This is a genomic window from Streptomyces sp. NPDC050504 (assembly GCF_044458065.1).
Lineage (GTDB): Bacteria > Actinomycetota > Actinomycetes > Streptomycetales > Streptomycetaceae > Streptomyces.
The window spans coordinates 438,451-452,801 of record NZ_JBITHO010000004.1; the positions used below are offsets into that span (position 1 = coordinate 438,451).

The following is a 14,351-nucleotide window of genomic DNA, read 5'->3' on the forward strand; positions in this document are numbered from 1 at the left end:
GCCCCGGCGGGGCGGGGGCTGGCGCGCCGGCGGGGCGCCCCCCCCCCCCCGCCGGGGGGGGCGCGGCCCCCCCCCCCCCGCCCCCCCGGCGGGGGGGGGGGGGGGGGGGCCCCCCCCCCCCCCCCCCCACCGCCGTTTCCGGCCGCGCCGCGACCGCCCCGCGACCGCTCCGCGCCCGTCCCCCGTGCCCCCTGTGTCCCCCGTGTCCCCTCGCTACTTCCCCGGCTTCTCGGGCAGCAGCTCGGGGCGGACTATCAGGGCACGGAGCTCGTCCCTGGAGAGTGGGACGGACGCCATCGGCCGGCCCAGTGATCCCTTGCCCGTGAAGCCCGTGGAGTCCTGGAGCATCAGGACTCCGCCGTCCTTCAGCCTGAGCCAGCCGACGAGCGTGGGGCCCCAGCGCGGCCCCCCGTCCGCCGGGGCGTGGGCGCGGGCACGCCACGTGGTGAGCACCCGCCCGTCGCCCAACTCCTCCTCCCGGCACTCCTTCCGCACCGACGCGTCCGCCCGGTCAGGCGCGCAGAGGTCGCCCTCCGCGCTCCCGTCCACCAGCTTTTCCTCCACATCGCTCCGGCTCATCAGGTTGATGTCGACCAGGCCCACCCCACCGTCCTTGCGGACCGCGTACGAGCTGTCGAGCGGGCCCCGTCGCCCCCACTGACCGGCCTGCCCCGGACCGGCTGCCAAGGCCCGGCCCGCGAGGTCGACCTCCTCGATCTCGCCCACTCCCGGCGGCAGTAGCCCGGCCAGTCCCTTGGCCTTCTCACTGCCGCCGGGCGGCGAAGGCGCGGCGACGGACGCCCCTTTGGTACCGCCCTCGTCGCCTGCCAGCGCGGGCACCGCCACGGCGCCCGCGGCCACGACGGCGGCCACCGCGCCACTCACCACCAGCCTGCGCCGCCACCGCACCCGCGCGGCCTTCGCGTACACCTCTTCCGTGCTCGTCCGCGAGCGTCCCGCGCCCTCGGCGGCCACCCCCAGCAGCTCCCGCACGTCCTGTTCCCCGCTCACGTGAACGTCTCCTCCCGCACTTCGGCACGCAGCGCCGCCAGCCCCCGAGCCGCATGGCTCTTGACCGTGTTCTCCCGTATCCCGAGCAGCGCCGCCGTGTCGGCGATGCTCAGGTCCTCCCAGTACCGCAGGACCAGCACGGCGCGCTGCGTGGCGTTGAGTCCGGCCAGCGCCGCGCGCACCGCGATCCCCGTGTCGGCGTCCGTCGACTCCTCCGCGCGGTCCGGCACCTCGCCGTACGCCTGCTCACGCCGCCAGAAGCGGCGGCGCGAGGCGATGAACGTCTTGACCAACGCACCGCGGGCGTACGCCTCCAGGTTCTCGATGCGGCCGAGTCGTCTGCCGCCGAGCACCACCTTCACCAGAGCCGTCTGGACCAGGTCCTCGGCCTCGTCACGATCTCCGCACAGGAGATACGCGCTGCGGTACAGCGCGCCGCGTCTGCCTTCGACGAAGGCGTGCAGCGCACTCTCGTCCTCGCTCCGTCCCATCTCCCGCCCCCCTTTCGGATTTCCTTCTCACCCTTTCAGTGCGGTGACGGCCCGCTCGGGTTGCGGCCGATCGAGAACGAATCCCGGCGGGGTCGCGGGGGCCGGGGCGCGCCCAGGGTCGCGGAGGCCGGGGTCGCGCTCGGGGTCGCGGGGGCCGGGGTCGCGGAGGCCGGGGCGCGCCCGGGATCGCGTCTGAGGTCGCGCCCGCGGCACCGCTCGGGGCCGGAAACGCGAAAGGCGGCACGGGACCCAAGTCCCGTACCGCCTTCTCGACTTGCCGCAGCTGCCTACCGCCGCCGCAGCCTGACGTCTGCCGCCTGCTGCCTGCCGCCTGCTGCCTGCTGCCTGCTGCCGCTACTTCAACGCCAGCAGCAACGTGTCGCTCGGCGAGGCCCACACCGCCCGCGCCTCGCCGAACCCCGCCGTGCACAGCGTGCGCGCGTGCCAGGACGCCGGTGGCATCTCGCCGTCCGCGTGCTCGCCGTAGATCCGGTAGCGCTCCGCAGTCGGCTCGGCCAGGACCGGGTCCTTGGCGCACAGCTCCCACCACTGGGCCCAGTCGAGGGCCCCACCGGCCTTCGCACGGTCCATGACGGCGTGCCGGTGGGCGCGCTCGATCGCGTTGATGCGGGGCGTCGTGCCGTCGATCATGTGGTCGGCGTTCATGAAGACGCCGCCCTCCCGCACGAGCCCGGCGAGCTGCCCGTAGAGCGTGGCCAGCGGGCCCATGTGGAGCCAGTGCAGGGCCGTCGCGGTGAGCACGGCGTCGTACTCCCGGTGCGGCAGCGCGTCCACCCAGGACGGGTCCTTGAGGTCGGCGGTCACGAACTCGACCCGGTCGTCACCCTCGAAGTACCCGCGCGCGATGGTGAGCAGCGCCGGGTCGAGGTCCACTCCCGTGCTCGTCGCCTTCGGGAACCTCTTGAGGAGCCGATCCGTGATACTTCCCGTACCGCACGCGAGATCCAGCACCCTCGGCTCGGGGCCGACCGCGGCCTCGACCATGTCCAGCATCACCCGGAACCGCTCCTCGCGGTCGGGCATGTACCACTCCTGCTGGCGGTCCCAGCTCTCCTGCCAGGCCCGCCAGTCGGTTCCCGCCGGTGCGCCGGTCGTCCCGTCCGCCGTACCGTCCGTCACCACGTCCGTCATCCGAAACTCACCATCCGTAATACCCTGGATTGCAGTCAGCCCGTTACCTGCTCACCAGCCTAGCCCGCCCTCCGTAAGGACTACAAGTGGAACTGGCCTATTACTCGGACTACGCCGTGCGTCTGGTCAACACCGAGGAGCCGGCCCGCAACAAGGACTCGCTCACCTCGGTCGAGGTGATCCGGGAGCTGTTCGGCGCCAATTCTCAGGCGGCCCGCAGGGCGACGGACTCCGACCTGACGCGCTTCCGTTCGGTACGGGGACGGCTGCGCGCGGTCTTCGAGGCGGCCGACGGCGGTGACGAGACGCTGGCGGTGGACCTGCTGAACTCCCTGCTCCTGGAGTTCCCGGTGAGCCCGCAGATCTCGGGTCACGACTACCGGGACGACGACGGCCGTCCCCTGTGGCACATGCACCTCGCCGACCACCCCACCAACGCGACGGCAGGGTACGCGGCGATCGCGGCCATGGGGCTGGCGTTCCACCTCACCGAGTACGGCGTGGACCGCCTCGGCCTGTGCGAGGCGTCGCCGTGCCGCAACGCCTACCTCGACACCTCGACCAACCGTTCCCGCCGCTACTGCTCGGACCGCTGCGCGACCCGCGCCAACGTCGCCGCCTACCGCGCGCGCAAGCGCCTGGAGACGTCCCGGTCGGAGAAGACCGGCCGCACGGCGGAGAACAGCCAGGACAGCACCACCCCGACCGACCGCTGACGCCCGGCCGCAACCGGCCGGTACCGCAGGCCCACCCTGCCGAGCACCAGCTCGTCGGGCACGGTCCCGAAGGCGCGGCTGTCCACGACCTCGTCGTCCTGGTTGTCGCCGAGCACCCACCAGCCGCCCTCGCGCCGCTCCACGAGCCGCTTCACGATGAGCAGGTCCTGCTGGAGGGGATGGCGCATCACCGCCACGTCCCCGGCCCGCAGCACCGCCCTGTGCCGCACCAGCAGCCGGTCGCCGTGGAGCAGCGTGGGCACCATCGACAGGCCCGTCACCTCCGCGATCCTGAACGGCGCACTCTCCTCCCGCGCCTGATCCCTCATACGGCACCTCCTGATGCATGATTCCGCGTCCGCCCGCATCCACACGTCTTCGCGGGGGCAGACCCGGATCCGTACGTCCGCGTCACTCCGCCGCCAAGTCTCCGCCCGGCGCCCCGGGCCGACCCCAGGGCCGACCCCTGGGTCCGTCCCGAACTCGTCCAGGGTCCGTCCCGGCGGCCTCGTTCAATCGCCCACTGGCCCCATATTGACCCCGGACTTTTGTCCTAAGCCCATGGGGGCACTCGCGAAAACGCCCCTCCCACCGAGTAATGTCCCACCTTGAGAAGACGATCACGAGGAAGGACAGCTCCATGCTCTCCCGCCTGTTTGCCCCCAAGGTGAAGGTCAGCGCCCACTGCGACCTCCCCTGCGGTGTGTACGACCCGGCCCAGGCCCGCATCGAGGCCGAGTCGGTCAAGGCCGTCCAGGAAAAGATGGCCGCCAACGACGACGCGCACTTCCAGGCGCGCGCCGTCGTCATCAAGGAGCAGCGCGCGGAGCTCGCGAAGCACCACGTGTCCGTGCTGTGGAGCGACTACTTCAAGCCGCCGCACTTCGAGAAGTACCCGCAGCTGCACCAGCTGGTCAACGACACCCTGAAGGCCCTCTCGGCCGCGAAGGCCTCGACGGACCCGAAGACGGGCGAGAAGGCGCTGGAGCTCATCGCCGAGATCGACCGCATCTTCTGGGAGACCAAGAAGGCCTGACCGCGCACCCGCGCGTCACGCAGCACTCCGGACCGCACCCGGCCCTCCGCACACACCGGCGGGGCGGGTGCGGTCTCGCGCGTACGGGGGCCCGGTCGGCGGCGCGGTCCTACCGCAGCCGGTCACGGGTTCCCCGGTCGCGGAAGCGGTTGCCCCTTTCGCTCCGCGAAGCCGGGCCCGCTGTCGTACGCGAAGGGTCGGGCCGTCCCTTCGCCACGGCCCCAAGTGCTGCCCGCCGTCCGTGCGTTCGGATCGCCAGAACCGTCGGCAGCGCTGCCGACAGTGCGGTCACCGGGATTCCGTTAGCTCCGAGGGCTCGGTGAAAACCGCGGGCACCTTGTTGTCCCGGACCACCCTGCCCAGCAGTTCTGCGAGCACCGACCGTTCCGCACCGTCCAGGCCGTCGGACAGTGCCCCGATACGGCGGCACGTCTCCGCGTAGAAAACGTCGGCGAGTTCGGCGCCCTTCGCCGTGAGCTCGACCCGCACCGCGCGGCCGTCCTCCGGGTCGGGTTCGCGCCGCACCAGGTCGAGCTTGGCCGTCCTGTCCACCAGGCCGGTGAGGCTGGACTTCGCGAGGCCGAGCACCCCGCCCAGCTCCCGCATCCCGTACGGCCGCGCCATCAGCACGCAGAGCAACTGACCCTGCTGCGGCGTCAGTCCGTACTCCCGGCCCGCTTCCGCGTAGACGGCGTTCACCAGGAAAGATGAGCGCACCAGCGCGACGACTACGCCCATCTGCCCATCCACGGCCTTACCCATGCAGTCAGAGTACGACAGCCAGAAATGGAGCAACATCATGACCGCTACCCCGCCGCCAGCCGCGCTCTTCGGAGTCGGCGTCAGCACCGCCGTGGCCGCCGCGGCGGACTCCCTGCGGCTCACCGTCCGCGCCGACCGCGCGGGGCTCGACCTGTTCACGGTCTCCGACCATCCGTACTACGGGGCCAGGCTCGACGCCTACGCCCAGGTGTCCGTGGCCCTCGGCAGCACCGAGCGCATCAGCGGCCTGGTCAGCGTCACCAACCTGCCCAGCCGTCCCGCCCCCATGCTGGCCCGCACGGTGACCTCGCTGTCCGAACTGACCGGCGGCCGGATCGTGCTCGGGCTCGGTGTGGGCGGGCTCTGGGGCGAGATAGCCCGGCTCGGCGTGGAGCGGCTGACCCCGGGCGCCGCCGTCCGCGCCTTCGAGGAGGCGATCACCCTGGTGCGGCTCCTGTCGGGCGGCGGCGACCCCGTGACGTTCGAGGGCGAGTTCTACCGCGTCTCCGGGCTCGAACCGGCGGCCGCCACCGCCCCGCGGGTGTGGACGGGCTCGGTCGGGCCCAAGTCCCTCGCGGTCACCGGCAGGGCGGCCGACGGCTGGGTCCCCGGGCACGCCGCGGACTGGCTCAGCCCGCGCTACCGCGAGTCCCGCCCCCTCATCGACGAGGCTGCCGTCGCGGCGGGCCGCGACCCCGGGGAGATCGCCACCGTCTACAACGTCCCCGGGGTCATCACCACCGCCCCGCTCGCCTCTCCGCGCGACAGCGAGGGGCGCTGGGTCGGCGGCTCGGTCGCCCAGTGGGTCGAGGAACTGACGGGCGCCGTACTGGAGCACGGCGCGGCCGGGTTCGTGCACTTCCCCACCGGCGACCCTGCGGACGGCCAGGACCCGGCGACCGCGCTCGGCCGGTGGGCGCAGGAGATCGTGCCCGCGGTCCGCGAGGCGATCGGGCAGCGGGAAGACGCCGCTACGGGCCTGCGGGCCGTGGAGGGCGGCCTGCGCCCCGTGTGAGCGGCCGCGCGGGCGACCCGGGCCCCGTCACGGGCGGGCCGGGCCCGCCTCGCCCGGTCGGTCCCGGTGCGGCTCCGTCGGCAGGGTGCCGACGACCACCGTCGCGTACAGCTCGTCGCACGTGACGACCTCGGTCCGCAGTCCGTGCCGGGCGAAGGCCTCGACGGCGCCCGGCACCTGGCGCTCGCTCGCCTCGATCAGGACGTGCCCTCCCGGCGCCAGCCAGCGGGGCGCCTCCTCGGCCACGCGCCGCTGGATGTCGAGCCCGTCGGCGCCGCCGTCCAGGGCCACCCGTGCCTCGTGTATCCGGGCCTCCGGCGGGAGCAGTCCGATCTCTTCGGTCGGTACGTAGGGGACGTTGGCGAGCAGGACGTCCACCCGTCCCCTCAGCTCCGCGGGCAGGGGCTCGAAGAGGTCGCCCTCGTACACCGTGCCGTCCGCGTCCACGACGTTGCGGCGGGCGCAGCGGACGGCCGCCGGATCGATGTCGGCCGCGTACAGCTCGGCGCCGCCGTCCAGCGCCGCGGCGAGCGCGGCGCCCAGCGCACCCGAACCGCAGCACAGGTCGACCACGACAGGGGTGCCGGAAGGGGCGAGTTCCACGGCCTGACGGACCAGGAGTTCGGTGCGGCGGCGGGGCACGAAGACGCCGGGGTCCACGGTGTAGCGCCGTCCGCGGAACTCCGCCCAGCCGACGACGTGTTCCAGGGGACGGCCGTCGGCGCGCCGCTCGACCATGAGGTCGAGCCCGGCGGGGTCGGACGCCGCGGAGATCAGGAGTGCGGCCTCGTCCTCGGCGAAGACGCAGCCCGCCGCGCGGAGTCGGGCGACGACAGCGGAGCGGTCGGCGGGAGGGAGCGCGAAGGGAGCGGAAAGAACGGGAGGACCGGAAGGAACAGAGGAGGGCGAAGCGGGGAATGCGACTGACATGGGAACCTCTCGGGATGCCTGGAGGGCTCCCTCGGTCGCCGCTGCCTAGTTGGAGCCGCGCGAGGGGAGCACCCGTACTGCCACTGCGGTAATGGGTCTCACCTCCTCGGTCGGTCCTTCGTCACGCGCCCGTCCTGGGCGCGGAGACGTCACAGTACAGCAGGCCACGCCCCGTCAGACAGTCCCTCCGCCGGTCCCTCCGTCCGGAGTTCGCGTGAGGGTTCCCGTGCGTCGGCCCGTCGCGGGAACCCCCTGGCCAAATCGCTTAGCACTAAGCTACTTTTTGCTTAGCGCTAAGCAATCAGCCGGGCGCCACCCCTCCGCGAAGGAGCAGTTCGTCATGCGCATCACCGTGTTCGGAGCCGCCGGGAACGTCGGCAGCAGGGTCGTCACCGAGGCGCTGTCGCGGGGCCACGAGGTCACCGCCGTCGTCCGCGACGCCGCCCGGTTCGCCGAACTCGACCCCCGGGCCGCCCACCGGACGGGCAACGCCTCCTCGCCCTCGGACGTGGCCGCGCTCGCCGACGGCCAGGAACTGGTCATCACGGCGACCCGGCCCGCGGCCGGCCGCGAGAGCGACCTGTCGGCCATGACCAGGGGGCTGCTGGCGGGCCTCGCGGGCACGGGCGTACGGCTCCTGGTCGTCGGCGGCGCGGGGAGCCTCACGCTGCCCGGGACGGACGGCCTCACGGTCGTCGAGGGGCCTGACTTCCCGGCCGCCTGGCGGCCCATCGCGCTCGCCTGCGACGAGCAGTTGAAGACCGTCCGCACGGAGGCGGGGGACGTCGACTGGGCGTACCTCAGCCCGGCGGCGCTCCTGGAGCCCGGCGTGCGCACCGGTGCGTACCGGCTGGGCGGCGACGAACTGCTGGTCGACGCGGACGGCAACTCCGCGATCTCGATGGAGGACCTGGCGGTGGTGCTGCTGGACGAGGCGGAGCGCCCCAAGCACCACAGGGCGCGGTTCACCGCGGCGTACTGAGGGCGGCGTACTGAGGGCGGTGTGCTGAGGCGGTGCACTGAGGCCGCACCCTGCGGGGACGGCCCACCGCCCCACAGGGTGCGGCGCTCCCGAACGCCTCACCCGCGAGCGCCGCGCCGCGAACGCCCCTCAGCCCGCGAGCAGTTCCGCCTCCCTCTGCGGGTCGAGCCCCACCACCGGCCGGTCCGGTCGCTGCGGCGCCGCACCGCCGAGTTCCTGGAGCCACGCCCAGGTGTCGGCCGCCGTCTCGGCGAAGGGGCGGCAGCGCAGCCCGGCCGCGAGCGCCTTGGCGACGTCACCGCAGTGCATGGTCTCGTGCAGCTCGCCTTCGGGCAGCCAGATCGGCAGGTCGCTCCAAGGCTCGATGCCCGCCGCGAGGATCGTCTCCTGGTCGGTCCAGCGCAGTTCGGCGTCGGACCCGGTGGCCCGTACGCACGCGTCGAGCAGTTCGCCCATGGTGGTGTGCCCGGACGGGCTGACCAGGTTGTACGGGCCCGACAGGCCGCGCTCGGCGGCGTCCAGGGTCCAGGAGGCCAGGTCGCGCACGTCGATGTACTGGAGGGGCAGGTCGCGCGGGCCGGGAGCGAGGACGGGGCCGCCCCTCGCGATGCGGTTGAGCCACCACGGCAGCCTGCCGATGTTCTCGCCGGGCCCGATGATCAGGCCCGCCCTGACCAGGAGCGTCCGGTCTTCGCCGAACTCGGCGGCAGCGGCCAGCTCCCCGGCGCGCTTGACCTGTGCGTAGCCCTCGTCGCCCGGCTCGACCAGCGGGCCGGTCTCGGACAGCCCGGGTGCGGACGGATAGGCGTACACGGAACGGCTGGAGACGTACGCGTAGTGCCCGGCGCGCCCGGCCAGCAGCGCCGCGGCCTCCCGTACGGCCGCGGGGTCGGACGACCAGGTGTCGACCACCACGTCCCACTCCCCCGGGGCCTGTGCGAGGGCCGCGAGGCCGTCGGGTGCGGTGCGGTCGCCGTGCAGCGCGGCGACCCCCGCGGGCGGGGCGTGGCGGCCACGGTGGAAGACGGTCACGTCGGCGCCCCTGGCCAGCGCCTCGTCCAGGACCGCGCGTCCGACGAATTCCGTACCACCCAGGATCAAGAGCTTCATGCCCGGATTCTGTGCTGGTCAGGGGCGAGTTGGGAACGTCCGCACGCTCAGAGCGGATTACGCCCAGGGCGCACGTGCCGGTGTCCCGGGGCCGGGTGCGCGGGTCCGGCCGGCAGGGTCTCCGCGCATCCGTATCCGCTCTTCTCGGCGACCCGGCACGACGCCTCGTTGTCGATCCGGTGGAACAGCTCCAGTTCCTCCAGGCCGTCCGGGGCGAAGGTCGCGAGGCACCACTCGCTGAGCGCGTCCAGTGCCCGGGTCGCCACGCCCCTGCCGCGCGCGGGCGCTGTCGTCCAGTAGCCCACGAGGGCGGAGCGGCTCCCGGGACGCGTGCGGCTGACCACGACGTGCCCGGCGAGAAGTCCGCCGTCCTCGGAAGCGGTTGTCGCCGCACCCTCCGGGAGCCCGGAGGGCGTGGCGCCAGCCACCCGTACGGAGCTCCCCGAGGGCGGGGTGACAGTTGCCCTTACGGAGCTCCCCGAAGGAACCCCGTCATCGGCGAACACCGCGAAGCCGCACCGCGTCCCCGTCTCCCAGCCGCGCCGCTCCCGCTCCAGCCAGTGCGCCGCGCTCTCCCCGTCCGTGGCGAGCGAGCGGATCCACTGCCGCAGCAGCGGGTCCCTGTGCGCCTCGATCAGGGCTTCCGCGTCGCTCTCCCGCCAGGGCCGCAGCAGCAGTCCACGTGTGCGCAGGGTGGTGTCCTCGACGGTCATGCCGCCATTCGACCACCTCTGCCGTCCGGTTCGAGCAGCGGGCTTCCGCTGCGCAACAGCCACTGCCGGTACGCGGGGGCGCGCAGCGCCGCCTCCCGGTAAGCCGTCTCCAGCTCCGCGTAGGCGGGCCCGGTGTCGGTGCCCGGGTGCGAGGCGAGGAGCAGCCGTACGCCCAGCGGGTCGCCGCGCAGGGGCCGTATCGCCATGTCGTCGCGGGGGCCCGAGGTCGGCTGGCAGGGCGCGACGACCTCACCGATCGTGATCAGCGAGGAGGCGGTGAGGTAGTCGCCGTGCAGGACGGGCGGGTCGAGTCCGGCCGCGCCGAGCACGCGCCGCAGCCCGTCCCACTCGCCGTCCACGGTTGGGTCGACCATCCACCGGTCGGCGGCGAGGTCGGCGAGGTCCACGACGGGGCGGGCGGCGGCCGGGTGGTCGCGGGCGAGGGAGATGAACTGCGGTTCGCGCTCGACGAGTACGCGCAGCGCGAGACCGGGCGGCACCTGGAGCGGGCACCCCTCCACCTCGTGCACGAAGGCGACGTCGAGCTGTCCGGCCGCGACCATGCGCAGCAGGGTGTTGGCCGACACGTCGACGTGCAGCGAGGTGTCCGTGCCGGGCATCCGGGTGCGCAGCCCGCGCAGCCATCCCGCGAGCACCCTGCTCGCGGTCGAGCCGATCCGCAGCCGGGGCCCGGCCGCCCGCGCGGCCGCCGTCTTCACCTCGCTCACGAGCGCGGACATCTCGTCCACGAGGGGTCGGGCGCGGCTGAGCAGCGTACGGCCGATGGGGGTGGGGCGGCAGCCGGTGCGCTCACGCGAGAACAGTTCGGCGCCCAGGGAGTGTTCGATGCGCCGCAGCTGTGTGGTGAGCGAGGGCTGGCTCATGCCGAGCTGCCGTGCGGCCTTGTGCAGGCTGCCGGTCTCTGCGATCGCGCACAGCGCGCGGAGGTGCCTGACCTCAAGCTCCATGCCTTTGAGCGTAGGGCGGGCCCTGTGGCCACACCAGACACCACAGGCGCGGGAATTCCCGTGGAATCCAAGGAAGTTGAGAGCTGAACGGGAGGATTCCGGTGGATAGGGCGGGCATACGGGCGGGACGGATGGGGCGAATGAGGTGCGTGGGGCGTTGGTGATGTGATCGGGCTATCACCGGTTGACATCATCCGCACGGGCCCGCGCTCCCCGACACTCTCCCCACCGAACCCGTTCATCGGTCCGCTGACCGAACACGAGTAGGAGCCCCCCATGCCGCTCACCCCCCGCCGCAGAGCATCGATCGCCGCCGCGATCGGGCTGGGCATCGCCGCCGCCACCCTCGGCGCGACCCCCGCCACCGCGACCGCCCCCACCCCCGCCTCCGCCCCCGCGGCCACCTCTTCGTACGCCGCCTACAGCGGCTCCAGCGAGGAGGCCGCCGCCAACAAGGCCTTCTTCAAGGCCGTCATGAAGTCCGTCGCCGAGAAGCGGGCCGCGAACCCCGGCGCTCTCGCCGTCACGGTGACGTACAACGCGTCGAGCGCGCCGCGCTTCCGCAGCCAGATAGCCGCCTCCACGCAGATCTGGAACAGCTCCGTCACCAACGTGCGGCTCCAGGAAGGGTCCAACGCGGACTTCCGCTACTACGAGGGCAACGACTCGCGCGGTTCGTACGCCTCGACGGACGGCCACGGCCGTGGCTACATCTTCCTGGACTACCGGCAGAACCAGCAGTACAACTCGACCCGTGTCACCGCCCACGAGACGGGCCACGTGCTCGGCCTGCCGGACCACTACTCGGGCCCGTGCAGCGAGCTGATGTCGGGCGGCGGCCCCGGCACGTCGTGTCAGAACGCCCAGCCCAACTCGCAGGAGCGCGCCCGGGTGAACCAGCTGTGGCAGAACGGCCTGACCCAGGCGCTGTTCGCCAAGTAGCAGCGCCCGAGCGGCGCCGAACAGCCCGACCGGCGCCACCGGTTCCAGGGGCACCCCGCAGCGGCTCGCGGGGTGCCCCTCCGCGCGTTCCGCGGGTACGCGACCGACAGGACGGGCGCCCTTCCCGCCGACGGCCGCACGGGCGGGGTCCGGCCGGAACAGCAAGGTGCCCCGCGCCGGAGGGGTCCGGCGCGGGGCACGTGACGTACGGTTCGGAAAATCAGCGACCGGTCAGCGCACGACCAAGGGGAACGGCCCCCTGTGGCCCGTTCCGGGCGCCCCCGCTCCCTCCGGGCGGCGTTCGAACTCCTGACAGCTCCACACCTCTTGGACGAGACCGTCCCGCCGCTCCCAGAGGGCGGTGACCTCCTCCGCCCCGGACGCCGCCCGGTACTCCTCCTTCGCGCCCCGGAAACAGCCGAGCCCTCCGGAGAGGACCCGGCGGCCGGAGGGGAAGTAGTCGGAGTACGCACAGGCGGCGCACGCCCCGATGTCGACCCCGGGCGGCAGCAGGCCCTGGACGGTGGCGAGCGCACCGGCGAAGTCCCGCTCGGCGCGCCCCGATTCGTACACCGCGCCACCGAACAGGAGCGAGAGGCCGAGGCGCGGCTCGGGCCGCTGGAGGGCCAGCAGACAGCCGAGCGTCGCCTGGTGGAGCTTGCCGTCGTTGATGACGGGCAGCGGAAGGTCCCACTCCAGGACGCAGTCGGAGAGCGCGCCCTCGTGCAGCGCGAACGCTCCGCTTTCCGGTGGTATCCCACCGGCCGGGACGAGCGCGTCGAAGCTGCCGCCCTCGAAGTCGACTCCCCTGATCCGGAGGCTGATCCGCTCTCCGTCCGTGGTGAGGATGACGGCGTCCGCTCCTCGGCGGTCGCGGTACCAACCTGCCCATGACTCTTGTGTCATGGGCAGGGACTGTAGTGGTTCGGCGGCGGCGCTCCGTCGCGCCCTCCGCTTCCACACCCGACCGGGCGCGGTCAGCGTCGCCGCGGGTCACCGCCGCTTGCGGTACGTGGCGACGCTGACGCCGTTGTCGAACGCCTGGTGCGCGTCGAGCGTGAAGGCGCGCGCCTCGAAACCGGCCCTGGACATCGGCACGCCCGACCCCAGGAAGAGGGGGTAGGTCTTCACGATCACTTCGTCGATCTCGTCGACGAGTTGCCCCACCACGTCGGCGCCGCCCGCGAGCCAGATCCCGAGCCCGCCCTCCTCCGCCTTGAGTTCGCGCACCTTGGCGACCAGATCGCCGGAGACGATCTCCACGGCCGGGTCGGGCGACTCGTCGAGCGTGCGGGAGACGACGTACTGCCGCAGGTGGGCGTACGGGCTGGTGACTCCGATGTCCAGGGCGGGCTGGTAGGTGGTCCTGCCCTGGATGACGGTGTCGAAGAGCCTGTTCCCGGCCCCCTCGATGCCGAAAGCCGGGCGGACGTGCGTCGGGAGCGTGTCGGGTGCCTCGGTCTTCAAGTACTCCAGGAACTCCCCGCCGACCCAGGACATGAAGCACTCGGCGCTTCCGTCGGGAGCCGCGATGAAACCGTCGATCGAAGCGGCGATGAAGTACGTGAGCTTGCGCAAGCCGGATCCTCATTCTGTTGCGGACACGGGCCGCCGTCGGCGACCACTGCGCACATAGTGCTGCAAGTGAAGTGGTTACGCAACCCCCCTTGCCGCCCCGCCCCCGCGAACGGCGCCGCCCGCCCTACGGACGGCCCTGCGGCTCGCGCCACATCGGGTACATCAGCGGCCCGTCCGGCAGCTCTACCGGCTTGCCCGTGAAGGCGAACCCCAACCGTTCGTACAGCCTCCTGCTGCGCGCGCTGCTCGCCTCCAGATAGGCGGGTACGCCCTCCCGGTCGCAGCGCTCCAGCACCGAGCCGATCAGCGCCGCCCCGATCCCCTCGCCCTGCCGCTCGGACGTGACCGCGATCATCAGCAGGTACTCGTGCGCCCTGTCGTGCGGATGCGCCTCCCCCGTCAACCTGCCGACGAGCTCGGCCCGTTCGTTGTCAGGGTCCGCGGTCTCGCGCATGAGGGCAGGCGTGTCGTCCTCCTCCGTGGGCGCGCCCGCGGGGACGGAGAGCCAGAGCGCCGCGGCCGTGCCGTCCTCCAAGAGGTCGATCCGCCCCTCGTCGAGGGCCACGTCGACGAAGACCCCGAGGAACTTCCCGTGCACCGCGCGCCTGTGCTCGGGCTCGGGGAAGACCCAGCCGCTCACCGGATCGTCGAAGAACGCCTCGTCCAGCAGACGCGCGACCGCGTCCCGGTCGTCCGCGCCCGCCTGCCGTATTCGTACGCCCATGCCCGCCGTCCTCTCGCGCCGCCACAGTGGCAACTGACGGGCTCGATCTTAGAGTTGACGAACAGAGGGCCTGCGGGACGGACGAAGGGTCCGCCCACAGGCACGCGAAAGGGCCCACCCTCGGACACGCGAGAGCGCCCGCCTGTAGGAACGCGAAAGCGCCCGCCCGTGGACATGCGAGAGGGCCCGCCCGGCGGGCGCTACGGCGCTCCCGCCGGACA

The 14,351-nt window shown here is 72.9% G+C and carries 17 protein-coding genes; 5 read left to right on the forward strand and 12 right to left on the reverse strand.

Annotation, left to right across the window (positions count from 1 at the left end; translation table 11 throughout):
- Positions 1-213: 213 nt before the first annotated feature.
- From ACIBNE_RS17215 to ACIBNE_RS17225, 3 genes are all read right to left on the reverse strand, one after another.
- Positions 214-1,011, reverse strand: a complete 798-nt coding sequence (locus tag ACIBNE_RS17215) for a hypothetical protein (protein ID WP_399272247.1) — start codon at positions 1,009-1,011, stop codon at positions 214-216.
- Positions 1,008-1,502: a SigE family RNA polymerase sigma factor gene (locus ACIBNE_RS17220; protein WP_399272249.1), complete on the reverse strand. Its 495-nt coding sequence runs from the start codon at positions 1,500-1,502 to the stop codon at positions 1,008-1,010. The genes ACIBNE_RS17215 and ACIBNE_RS17220 overlap by 4 nt, the downstream gene beginning before the upstream one ends.
- Before the next feature lie 354 nt (positions 1,503-1,856).
- On the reverse strand, positions 1,857-2,654 hold the full coding sequence (locus ACIBNE_RS17225) for a class I SAM-dependent methyltransferase (protein ID WP_399272251.1): 798 nt from the start codon (positions 2,652-2,654) through the stop codon (positions 1,857-1,859).
- 86 nt (positions 2,655-2,740) lie between these two features.
- Here ACIBNE_RS17225 and ACIBNE_RS17230 point away from each other — a divergent pair, with 86 nt between their 5' ends.
- Positions 2,741-3,370 (forward strand): CGNR zinc finger domain-containing protein, encoded by a 630-nt coding sequence (locus ACIBNE_RS17230; protein WP_399272253.1) that lies wholly within the window; start codon positions 2,741-2,743, stop codon positions 3,368-3,370.
- Here ACIBNE_RS17230 and sodX read toward each other — a convergent pair.
- Positions 3,274-3,699, reverse strand: coding sequence for a nickel-type superoxide dismutase maturation protease (gene sodX, locus ACIBNE_RS17235; protein WP_399272254.1), 426 nt, complete (start codon positions 3,697-3,699; stop codon positions 3,274-3,276). The genes ACIBNE_RS17230 and sodX overlap by 97 nt on opposite strands.
- A gap of 311 nt (positions 3,700-4,010) precedes the next feature.
- Here sodX and sodN point away from each other — a divergent pair, with 311 nt between their 5' ends.
- Positions 4,011-4,406 (forward strand): superoxide dismutase, Ni, encoded by a 396-nt coding sequence (gene sodN / locus ACIBNE_RS17240; protein WP_189820622.1) that lies wholly within the window; start codon positions 4,011-4,013, stop codon positions 4,404-4,406.
- A gap of 288 nt (positions 4,407-4,694) precedes the next feature.
- On the opposite strand, the gene ACIBNE_RS17245 is transcribed toward sodN, so the two are convergent.
- Entirely contained in the window at positions 4,695-5,144 is a 450-nt protein-coding gene (locus ACIBNE_RS17245; RefSeq protein ID WP_399272954.1) for a MarR family winged helix-turn-helix transcriptional regulator, read from the reverse strand.
- A 61-nt stretch (positions 5,145-5,205) separates the two neighbouring features.
- On the opposite strand from ACIBNE_RS17245, the gene ACIBNE_RS17250 reads away from it, so the two are divergent.
- Positions 5,206-6,183: an LLM class flavin-dependent oxidoreductase gene (locus ACIBNE_RS17250; protein WP_399272257.1), complete on the forward strand. Its 978-nt coding sequence runs from the start codon at positions 5,206-5,208 to the stop codon at positions 6,181-6,183.
- A 27-nt stretch (positions 6,184-6,210) separates the two neighbouring features.
- Here the strand turns inward: ACIBNE_RS17250 and ACIBNE_RS17255 are convergent, their stop codons facing one another.
- Positions 6,211-7,113, reverse strand: a complete 903-nt coding sequence (locus ACIBNE_RS17255; protein ID WP_399272259.1) for a putative protein N(5)-glutamine methyltransferase — start codon at positions 7,111-7,113, stop codon at positions 6,211-6,213.
- Positions 7,114-7,453: 340 nt separating this feature from the next.
- Here ACIBNE_RS17255 and ACIBNE_RS17260 point away from each other — a divergent pair, with 340 nt between their 5' ends.
- The gene (locus tag ACIBNE_RS17260) at positions 7,454-8,095 is read left to right on the forward strand and encodes an NAD(P)-dependent oxidoreductase (protein WP_399272261.1); all 642 of its coding nucleotides are present in this window, start codon (positions 7,454-7,456) and stop codon (positions 8,093-8,095) included.
- Between the two features lie 129 nt (positions 8,096-8,224).
- On the opposite strand, the gene ACIBNE_RS17265 is transcribed toward ACIBNE_RS17260, so the two are convergent.
- Genes ACIBNE_RS17265 through ACIBNE_RS17275 form a run of 3 tightly spaced genes read right to left on the reverse strand, consistent with a single transcriptional unit; the run spans position 8,225 to position 10,886 of the window.
- Positions 8,225-9,205: an NAD-dependent epimerase/dehydratase family protein gene (locus ACIBNE_RS17265; RefSeq protein ID WP_399272263.1), complete on the reverse strand. Its 981-nt coding sequence runs from the start codon at positions 9,203-9,205 to the stop codon at positions 8,225-8,227.
- Between the two features lie 47 nt (positions 9,206-9,252).
- A complete protein-coding gene (locus ACIBNE_RS17270; protein ID WP_399272265.1) occupies positions 9,253-9,918 on the reverse strand; it encodes a GNAT family N-acetyltransferase in 666 nt (221 codons plus the stop codon).
- Positions 9,915-10,886 carry a LysR family transcriptional regulator gene (locus ACIBNE_RS17275; protein ID WP_399272267.1) on the reverse strand — a complete coding sequence of 324 codons (972 nt, stop codon included), beginning with the start codon at positions 10,884-10,886 and terminating at the stop codon, positions 9,915-9,917. The genes ACIBNE_RS17270 and ACIBNE_RS17275 overlap by 4 nt, the downstream gene beginning before the upstream one ends.
- A 276-nt stretch (positions 10,887-11,162) precedes the next feature.
- Here ACIBNE_RS17275 and snpA point away from each other — a divergent pair, with 276 nt between their 5' ends.
- Positions 11,163-11,828: a snapalysin gene (snpA, locus tag ACIBNE_RS17280; protein ID WP_399272269.1), complete on the forward strand. Its 666-nt coding sequence runs from the start codon at positions 11,163-11,165 to the stop codon at positions 11,826-11,828.
- A 231-nt stretch (positions 11,829-12,059) separates the two neighbouring features.
- Here the strand turns inward: snpA and ACIBNE_RS17285 are convergent, their stop codons facing one another.
- The 3 genes from ACIBNE_RS17285 to ACIBNE_RS17295 form a co-directional block, all read right to left on the reverse strand.
- On the reverse strand, positions 12,060-12,734 hold the full coding sequence (locus ACIBNE_RS17285) for a DUF6304 family protein (protein ID WP_399272271.1): 675 nt from the start codon (positions 12,732-12,734) through the stop codon (positions 12,060-12,062).
- An 87-nt stretch (positions 12,735-12,821) separates the two neighbouring features.
- On the reverse strand, positions 12,822-13,406 hold the full coding sequence (locus ACIBNE_RS17290; protein WP_399272273.1) for a dihydrofolate reductase family protein: 585 nt from the start codon (positions 13,404-13,406) through the stop codon (positions 12,822-12,824).
- A gap of 124 nt (positions 13,407-13,530) precedes the next feature.
- Complete coding sequence (locus tag ACIBNE_RS17295) at positions 13,531-14,130, reverse strand: GNAT family N-acetyltransferase (RefSeq protein ID WP_399272274.1); 600 nt, start codon at positions 14,128-14,130, stop codon at positions 13,531-13,533.
- Positions 14,131-14,351 lie beyond the last annotated feature (221 nt).

Bases quoted from the DNA above. Each gene is read 5' to 3' on its own strand.
- ACIBNE_RS17220 (WP_399272249.1), bottom strand. From the start codon at position 1,502: ATGGGACGGAGCGAGGACGAGAGTGCGCTGCACGCCTTCGTCGAAGGC.
- ACIBNE_RS17225 (WP_399272251.1), bottom strand. From the start codon at position 2,654: ATGACGGACGTGGTGACGGACGGTACGGCGGACGGGACGACCGGCGCA.
- sodX (WP_399272254.1), bottom strand. From the start codon at position 3,699: ATGAGGGATCAGGCGCGGGAGGAGAGTGCGCCGTTCAGGATCGCGGAG.
- sodN (WP_189820622.1), top strand. From the start codon at position 4,011: ATGCTCTCCCGCCTGTTTGCCCCCAAGGTGAAGGTCAGCGCCCACTGC.
- ACIBNE_RS17245 (WP_399272954.1), bottom strand. From the start codon at position 5,144: ATGGGCGTAGTCGTCGCGCTGGTGCGCTCATCTTTCCTGGTGAACGCC.
- ACIBNE_RS17250 (WP_399272257.1), top strand. From the start codon at position 5,206: ATGACCGCTACCCCGCCGCCAGCCGCGCTCTTCGGAGTCGGCGTCAGC.
- ACIBNE_RS17255 (WP_399272259.1), bottom strand. From the start codon at position 7,113: ATGTCAGTCGCATTCCCCGCTTCGCCCTCCTCTGTTCCTTCCGGTCCT.
- ACIBNE_RS17260 (WP_399272261.1), top strand. From the start codon at position 7,454: ATGCGCATCACCGTGTTCGGAGCCGCCGGGAACGTCGGCAGCAGGGTC.
- ACIBNE_RS17265 (WP_399272263.1), bottom strand. From the start codon at position 9,205: ATGAAGCTCTTGATCCTGGGTGGTACGGAATTCGTCGGACGCGCGGTC.
- ACIBNE_RS17270 (WP_399272265.1), bottom strand. From the start codon at position 9,918: ATGACCGTCGAGGACACCACCCTGCGCACACGTGGACTGCTGCTGCGG.
- ACIBNE_RS17275 (WP_399272267.1), bottom strand. From the start codon at position 10,886: ATGGAGCTTGAGGTCAGGCACCTCCGCGCGCTGTGCGCGATCGCAGAG.
- snpA (WP_399272269.1), top strand. From the start codon at position 11,163: ATGCCGCTCACCCCCCGCCGCAGAGCATCGATCGCCGCCGCGATCGGG.
- ACIBNE_RS17285 (WP_399272271.1), bottom strand. From the start codon at position 12,734: ATGACACAAGAGTCATGGGCAGGTTGGTACCGCGACCGCCGAGGAGCG.
- ACIBNE_RS17295 (WP_399272274.1), bottom strand. From the start codon at position 14,130: ATGGGCGTACGAATACGGCAGGCGGGCGCGGACGACCGGGACGCGGTC.